The sequence below is a fragment of the Cupriavidus sp. WS genome, from assembly GCF_000395345.1.
Taxonomy (GTDB): domain Bacteria; phylum Pseudomonadota; class Gammaproteobacteria; order Burkholderiales; family Burkholderiaceae; genus Cupriavidus; species Cupriavidus basilensis_B.
This window is the reverse complement of the sequence record NZ_AQPL01000064.1, coordinates 1-6,418: the sequence shown is the minus strand read 5'-3', so window position 1 is coordinate 6,418 and position 6,418 is coordinate 1. Positions and strand designations below refer to the sequence as shown.

Below are 6,418 nucleotides of genomic sequence, written 5' to 3'. Positions count from 1 at the left end.
CACGGTGGCGCCGGCCGCGGCGGCGGCCTGCCAGGGGGCGTCCGGCGCGGGCAGGCCGGCGGCCCGCAGCGCGGCGGCAGCGCCGGGGCCGGCCACGCCGAGCAGCGCGACGGCCGGCGTCAGGTCGGACAGGCGCGCCTTGGCGCGCAGCACGAACATGCTCAGGCGCTTCTGAATGGCGGTCTGGAGGTCGGCCGAGATCTGGAGCACGATGCCTTCGTCGTCGCGCCACACCAGGAAACTGGCGAGCAGGCGGCCCTTGGGCGAGCAATAGCCGGCCAGGCGCGCGTTGCCGGCGCCGAGATCGTCGATGGCGTTGGTCAGCTGCGTGTGCAGGAAGCTGGCCGCGTCTTCGCCGGCGACCCGGATCAGGCCCAGGTGCGCGGGACGGCAGACGACGCCGCCCTGGCGCGCGGCTTCGAACTGGGTGGCAAGGTCGGGAGCAGGGGAGTTCATGGCAGGAATCTGGCTCGTTGTGGCACGTATCTGGACGGGCGGCGCGCGCGCGGGCGCGCCGGATGGCGGGTGCGGCAGGCGGCGCGCGCTCGTGGCGGCGCAAGGCTCCCGGTATTATATGGGGCTGTCGCCATTTCAGCCGGCGCGCCCGCGGCCCCTGCCGCGCGCCGCCGTCTTTGCCGCGGTGCGCGCGGGCGCACGCGGCGCCGCTACCTTCTGCCTACATGAAACGTATTTTCCTGCGGCTGCTGCTGGCCGCGCTGGTGTTTGCGATCGCCGCGGCCGGCGCCTTCGCCTGGTGGGCCAACCGCCCCCTCGAACTGCCGGCCACGCCGGTCGAAGTGGTGATCAAGCCCAATTCCAGCGTGGCCAGCGTCGGCCGCCAGATCCAGCGCGGCGGCGTGCCGATGGACGCGCGCCTGTTCGCCCTGCTGGCGCGGCTGACCGGCCACGGCGCCGACCTCAAGGCCGGCGGCTACGAGTTCGCGCGCGGCGCCTCGCCGCTGTCGGTGCTCGGCAAGATCGCCCGCGGCGAAGTCACCCACTACGTCCTGACCGTGATCGAAGGCTGGGAATTCCGCAAGATGCGCGCCGCCGTCGACGCCCATCCGGCGCTCAAGCACGACAGCCGCGGCCTGTCCGACGCCGAGCTGATGAAGGCCATCGGCGCGCCCGAGCCGGCCCCGGAAGGCATGTTCTTCCCGGACACCTACCTGTTCGCGCGCGGCAGCAGCGACCTGGAACTGTATCGCCACGCCTACCGCGCGATGCAGCGCCGCCTGACCGACGCCTGGAACGCGCGCGCGTCCGGCCTGCCGTACAAGACGCCCTACGAGGCGCTGGTGATGGCCTCCATCGTCGAGAAGGAAACCGGCCAGCCGGGCGAGCGCGCGATGATCGCCGCGGTATTCGTCAACCGGCTCAGGAAGGGCATGATGCTGCAGACCGATCCCACCGTGATCTACGGCATGGGCGAAGCCTTCGACGGCAATATCCGCAAGCGCGATCTGCTCGCCGACACCCCGTACAATACCTACACGCGCGCGGGCCTGCCGCCCACGCCGATCTCGCTGCCCGGGTTGGCCTCGCTGGCCGCGGCGACCGCGCCGGCGCCGTCGGACGCGCTGTACTTCGTGGCGCGCGGCGACGGCAGCAGCTATTTCTCCAACTCGCTTCCCGAACACAACCGCGCGGTCGACAAGTACCAGCGCGGCAAATAAGTCTCTCCCATGCGCGGAAAATTCATCACATTCGAGGGCATCGACGGTGCCGGCAAAAGCACCCACGTGGAGTGGGTGGCCGAGCGCCTGCGCGCGCGCCTGGCCGGCAGCGCGGCGGTGGTCACCACCCGCGAGCCCGGCGGCACGCCGCTGGGCGAGGACCTGCGCCAGATCCTCCTGCATCGCAAGATGCACCTGGAAACCGAGGCGCTGCTGATGTTCGCCGCCCGCCGCGAGCACATCGCCGAAGTCATCGAGCCCGCGCTGGCGCGCGGCGACTGGGTGGTGTCCGACCGCTTCACCGACGCCACCTTCGCCTACCAGGGCGGCGGCAGGGGTCTGCCGCGCGCGCGCCTGGAGGTGCTGGAAGGCTGGGTGCAGGACGGCCTGCAGCCCGACCTGACGCTGCTGTTCGACGTGCCGCTGGAAACCGCCAGCGCCCGCCTGGCCGGCGCGCGCGAGCCCGACAAGTTCGAGGCCGAGTCGCGCGCCTTCTTCGCGCGCACGCGCCAGGAATACCTGCGGCGCGCGGCGGAGGCGCCGCAGCGCTTCCGCGTGATCGATGCCACGCGCACCATCGCCGAGATTCAGACCGAACTTGAGAAAATTCTCGCAACGCTTTGATTCGGCGGCACTATCATGGCAGGCTGATACCACCGGCAGCGCTCCATGCAGTGGATGAAGATCACTCCCTAACTCCTTGATTCGCATGCTTTATCCCTGGCAGACAGAAGACTGGCAACGGCTGAACGGACTGCGCGAGCGGCTGCCGCACGCCTTGCTCATCCACGGCCAGCAAGGCATCGGCAAGCGCGACCTGGCGCTGCACTTCGCCCAGGGGCTGCTGTGCGACACGCCGCGCGCCGACGGGCAGCCGTGCGGCACGTGCGCGGCCTGCCACTGGTTCAGCCAGGGCAACCATCCCGATTTCACCGTGGTCCGCCCCGAGGCGCTGGAAGCCGCCGGCGACGCCGAGACCGACGACAGCGGCAAGAAGAAGGCGCCCAGCAAGGTCATCCGCATGGAGCAGGTGCGGGCGCTGATCGAGACCGTCGGCATCGGCACCCATCGCGCCGGCCTGCGGCTGGTGGTGGTGTATCCGCTCGACGCGCTGCAGAACGAGGGCGCCAACGCGCTGCTCAAGACGCTGGAGGAGCCGCCGCCCTCGACCGTGTTCCTGCTCGTCACCGACCGGCTCGACCGCGTGCTGCCGACCATCCTGTCGCGCTGCCGCCAGTTTTCCGTGCAGCGGCCCACGCAGGCCGACGCGCTGGCGTGGCTGCGCGGGCAGGGCGTGGGCGATGCCGAGGCGCAACTGGCGCTGGCCGGCGGCTCGCCGCTGACCGCGCTGCACGCCGCCGAGGCCGAGGAACAGCCGCTGCAGCGCTGGCTGGTGAGCCAGCTTGGCGGCGGCGCCGGCTTCGACGCGCTGGGCGCCGCCGAGCATGTGCAGAAGATGCCGGTGCCCGCGGTGCTTGGCATCCTGCAGCGCTGGACGTACGATCTGCTGTCGGCGTGCCTGGCGGCGGCGCAGGCGCCGCGCTATTTCCCGCGCGAGCAGGCCGCCGTCGCGCGCTGCGCGCAGGCTACCGATGCGCACCGGCTGCAGGCCTTCCTGGCGCGGCTGGTGAACCACCGGCGCAGCGAGAACCATCCGCTGGCCGCGCGCCTGGTGATGGAAGCGGTGTTCCTGGAATACCGGCAGATGTTTCAGTAGTTGGCCTGGCAGTCATCTTGCTTGTGTTTGCCGGGTGGTGTCCGTTAGTCATACCGATAAGGCCTGAAGGCCACGGTCAGCAACAAGGGGTCAGTCATGAGTACAGCAGCAACAGGAAGCCGGGGCCCGGGCGTGCCCGGCGCCGCCGGCGTGGGCGCGCCCACGGCGGGCGGGATCGGCGCGGCGACGGTGCCGGGCGCGGCTTCGCGGCCGAACGTGCTTTCGCTTTCGATCAAGGACCAGGCGGGCCTGTACGCCGCCTACATGCCGTTCCTGCAGCGCGGCGGCATCTTCGTGCCGAGCAACCGGCCGTTCCGGCTGGGCGAGCAGGTATTCCTCGTGCTGTCCCTGCTGGACCGGCCGCAGAAATACCAGATCGCGGGGCAGGTGGCATGGATCACGCCGGTCGGCACGCCCAACAAGACGCCCGGCATCGGCATCCACCTGCCGGACGACGACAACGGCCGCAACCTGCGCCGCGCGGTGGAAGAGATCCTGGGCAAGGCCATCGAGTCCAGCCGGCCCACGCAGACGCTGTAGGCAAGACCGGCGGGCCTGCCGGGCGGAGCATCGGGTGAAACATCAGGTGAAACATCGGGTGAAACATCGGGTTTCGCGTCCAGGCCATTGATTTACAAGCAGTCAGAGAAGAAGCAACAACATGAGTGAAAACGCTTTCACGGTGCGCGACGCCCAGCCGCGCGACCTGGCCGGCATCGTCGCCATCTACAACAGCACGGTCGCCTCGCGCATGGTCACGGCCGATACCGAGCCCGTCAGCGTGGCGTCGCGCCAGGCCTGGTTCGATGCCCATCCGCCCGCGCGCCGCCCGCTGTGGGTGGCGGAAGACGGCGCCGGCCGCATGGCGGGCTGGCTCAGCTTCTCCGATTTCTATGGCCGCCCGGCCTACGGCGCCACCGCCGAGGTCTCGATCTACCTGGATGCCGGCAGCCGCGGCCAGGGCCTGGGCCGGCACCTGCTGCAGCAGGCCATCGCCCATGCGCCGCAGATCGGCGTGCACACCGTGCTGGGCTTCATCTTCGGCCACAACGCGCCGAGCCTGGGCCTGTTCGCCTCGCTGGGGTTCGAGCGCTGGGGCCACCTGCCGCGCGTGGCCGTGCTCGACGGCATCGAGCGCGATCTCGTGATTCTTGGCCGGCACCTGACCAAGCCGGCAGGCTAGCCCGGGCCGGCCGCGCCTCCCGCGGCTTTCTCCGCCTTCTCTATCCCGGCCACCCGCGCCGCCAGCCTGGCGGCCGGTGGTATCCGCGGTTCCTCCCGCCGCGGCGAAGTCGCGCGACCGCCCGCGCGCCATGCGGGGCCGGGGATTGATTGAATCCCCATCTCGATCGTGCCAAAAACGCGATTGGACGGCGCAACGCCCGCCGCCCAGAATGGCTTCCGGCCCGGCCGCCCCCGCCCCCGCATCGCCGTGCCTTGCACGCCCGTTCGCCGCGATCCGCCACGGTCGGCCACGATCCGGCGCGCGCCTGGCCGCCAATTCCCGATCGTTCCCCGCCGGAGACCCCGATGCCGTTCCAGGCCAGCGACGCCGAATCCACCAGCCCCCGCCCGGCCGATGCCGGAACCGGCGCCCGCCATCTGGCGCCCGACTGCGCCGACCTCGATGTCTTCGCGCTCGACCGCAGCGTGCAGGACTTGCTGGCGATCTACCTGCCGGCCGCCGAGCACCGCCACCTGCTGCCGCATTTCCGGCGCCTGGGCCAACTGGCTGGCGGGCGGCTGAACGAGCTGGCGGCCGTGGCCGCCGGGCACGGCCCGGTGCTGCACGCGCGCACGCGCCTGGGCGAGGACCACGACTGGATCGAATACCATCCGGCCTGGCAGGAGATGGAGCACATCGCCCGCGGCGATTTCCAGCTCCACGCCATGAGCCACCGCGCCGGCGTGCTGGGCTGGGGCGCGCCGCTCTCGCCGGCGGCGAGGTACGCCTTCCAGTATCTGTTCGCGCAGTCCGGGGCCGCCCGGATGTGCGCGGTCGGCGCGACCGACACCGCAATCCACCTGATCCGCGGATTCGGCAGCCCGGCCTTGCAGCAGTGGCTGCTGCCGCGCATGCTGGCGACCGATCCGGCCGTGCTGTGGAAAGGGACGATCGAGATGGCGGGCGGTCCGGACGCCGGCGCCATCGAGGCCGTGGCCCGCGAGGCGGGCGGGCAGTGGCGCCTGTACGGCGAGAAGGGATTCTGCCCGCCTGCCGATGCCGACGTGGCCCTGCTGCTGGCGCGGCCCGAAGGCGTGCCCGCCGGCACGCGCGGGCCGGCGCTGTTCGCGCTGCCGCGCCGGCTGGAGGATGGCAGCCGCAACGCCTGCCGCATCGTCCGCCTCGGGGGCCCGATGGCCGGCGGCGAGGTCCGGCTCGAAGGCGCGCTGGCCTATCCGGTCGGCGCGCTCGACCAGGGCCTCGGGCCGGTGACGGAACAATTGGCCGGCCTGTCGCGCATGTCGCACGCGGTACGCGCCGCGGGCATGATGCGCCGCGGCCTGAACGAGGCCTTGCAGGCCGCGCGGCACCGCGGCGCGTTCGGGGGCGAGGTCATCGGCGATCCGCTGCTGCGCCGCCAGTTGCTCAAGCTGATGGTGCCCACGGAGGCCGCCTTGTCGATGGTGATGGCCACCGCCGACGCCATGCGGCGCGCCGGCGGGGGCGATGGCGGCGCGCGCCAGGCGTTGCGTCTGCTGACGCCGCTGATCCGGGTGCGCGCCGGCCGCGACCACGTCGCCGTGGCCGCCGGCGCGATGGCGGTGCGCGGTGGCGGCCATGTCGAGGATGCCGTCGGCGCGTGGCCGGAGGGCACCGGCAATATCGACGCGCTGGACGCCATCCGGCAGGCCGTCGGCAAGGCGCGCGCGCACCATGCGCTGCAAGCGCTGCTGGCCACCCGTCTGGAGCAGGCCGACATGCCCGCGCCGCTGCGCCAGGCCCTGTGGCAGGCCTGGCAGCGCGCCGCCGCGCTGGCCGGAACGGCGGCGGCCGACGGCGCGCGCGAAGCCGACACCCGCC

Annotated in this window: 7 protein-coding genes; 6 read left to right on the top strand and 1 reads right to left on the bottom strand. The window is 72.0% G+C overall.

What is annotated here, in order from left to right:
- A partial coding sequence (locus K206_RS0106365; RefSeq protein ID WP_020201576.1) for a hypothetical protein occupies positions 1-456 on the bottom strand: 456 nt, incomplete at its 3' end.
- A 224-nt stretch (positions 457-680) separates the two neighbouring features.
- Here K206_RS0106365 and mltG point away from each other — a divergent pair.
- The 6 genes from mltG to K206_RS0106335 form a co-directional block, all read left to right on the top strand.
- A complete protein-coding gene (gene mltG / locus K206_RS0106360; protein WP_020201575.1) occupies positions 681-1,676 on the top strand; it encodes an endolytic transglycosylase MltG in 996 nt (331 codons plus the stop codon).
- Positions 1,677-1,685: 9 nt separating this feature from the next.
- Positions 1,686-2,300, top strand: coding sequence for a dTMP kinase (tmk, locus tag K206_RS0106355; protein ID WP_020201574.1), 615 nt, complete (start codon positions 1,686-1,688; stop codon positions 2,298-2,300).
- An 85-nt stretch (positions 2,301-2,385) separates the two neighbouring features.
- Positions 2,386-3,393, top strand: a complete 1,008-nt coding sequence (locus tag K206_RS0106350) for a DNA polymerase III subunit delta' (RefSeq protein ID WP_020201573.1) — start codon at positions 2,386-2,388, stop codon at positions 3,391-3,393.
- Positions 3,394-3,489: 96 nt separating this feature from the next.
- Positions 3,490-3,933, top strand: a complete 444-nt coding sequence (locus K206_RS0106345; protein WP_052165794.1) for a PilZ domain-containing protein — start codon at positions 3,490-3,492, stop codon at positions 3,931-3,933.
- 121 nt (positions 3,934-4,054) lie between these two features.
- Entirely contained in the window at positions 4,055-4,576 is a 522-nt protein-coding gene (locus tag K206_RS0106340; RefSeq protein ID WP_020201571.1) for a GNAT family N-acetyltransferase, read from the top strand.
- Between the two features lie 347 nt (positions 4,577-4,923).
- On the top strand, positions 4,924-6,418 hold a 1,495-nt coding region (locus tag K206_RS0106335), incomplete at its 3' end, for an acyl-CoA dehydrogenase family protein (protein ID WP_020201570.1).

Excerpts from the sequence above, each read along its gene's own strand:
- mltG (WP_020201575.1), top strand. The coding sequence starts at position 681 with ATGAAACGTATTTTCCTGCGGCTGCTGCTGGCCGCGCTGGTGTTTGCG.
- tmk (WP_020201574.1), top strand. The coding sequence starts at position 1,686 with ATGCGCGGAAAATTCATCACATTCGAGGGCATCGACGGTGCCGGCAAA.
- K206_RS0106350 (WP_020201573.1), top strand. The coding sequence starts at position 2,386 with ATGCTTTATCCCTGGCAGACAGAAGACTGGCAACGGCTGAACGGACTG.
- K206_RS0106345 (WP_052165794.1), top strand. The coding sequence starts at position 3,490 with ATGAGTACAGCAGCAACAGGAAGCCGGGGCCCGGGCGTGCCCGGCGCC.
- K206_RS0106340 (WP_020201571.1), top strand. The coding sequence starts at position 4,055 with ATGAGTGAAAACGCTTTCACGGTGCGCGACGCCCAGCCGCGCGACCTG.